This window comes from Streptomyces huiliensis (genome assembly GCF_020037025.1).
GTDB classification, from domain to species: Bacteria; Actinomycetota; Actinomycetes; order Streptomycetales; family Streptomycetaceae; genus Streptomyces; species Streptomyces huiliensis.
This window is the reverse complement of the sequence record NZ_JAIQLH010000054.1, coordinates 1-514: the sequence shown is the minus strand read 5'-3', so window position 1 is coordinate 514 and position 514 is coordinate 1. Positions and strand designations below refer to the sequence as shown.

At 71.6% G+C, this 514-nt stretch carries 1 protein-coding gene; it reads left to right on the top strand.

Features of this window, described 5'->3' with window-relative positions:
• Positions 1-242: 242 nt before the first annotated feature.
• Positions 243-514, top strand: a 272-nt coding sequence (locus JNW98_RS11505; protein ID WP_223768056.1) for an alcohol dehydrogenase catalytic domain-containing protein, incomplete at its 3' end; no start/stop codon positions are given.

The following is a 514-nucleotide window of genomic DNA, read 5'->3' as shown; positions in this document are numbered from 1 at the left end:
CGACTCAATACAGGCCCTAGTAACATGGGAGGCGCGGCGTGAGGCCGAGGTCCCGCGAGCCCCGGTTCACCGCCCGGTCCCACCACCACCGCGGCGACGGCGGCGGGGCTTCCGCACCCCGGTCCGGACCGTTAGGGCGCCGGCCGGGTGAACGTGACGCTCGGCCCGGCCGGACGGCCTCTCCCACCGGGCAGGCACCAGAGCAGTCCCCCCATCCCGTGATCGACGAAGGAGCCCTCTCCATGCCTCAGGCGATTCGTTTCTCCGCCTACGGTGACGCCGACGTCCTGCACCTGACCGACATCCCACTGCCCGAACCCGGCCCTGGCCAGGTCCGCATCGCCGTCAAGGCCGCCGGCGTCAACGCGATCGACTGGAAGATCCGCAAGGGCTTCTTCGGTGACGGCAGCCCCCTGACCTCTCCCCTCGGCACCGGCAGCGAGCTGGCCGGCATCGTCGATGCCCTCGGCGAGGGCGTCACCCAGTGGCAGGTCGGGCAGCCGGTCTTCGGACG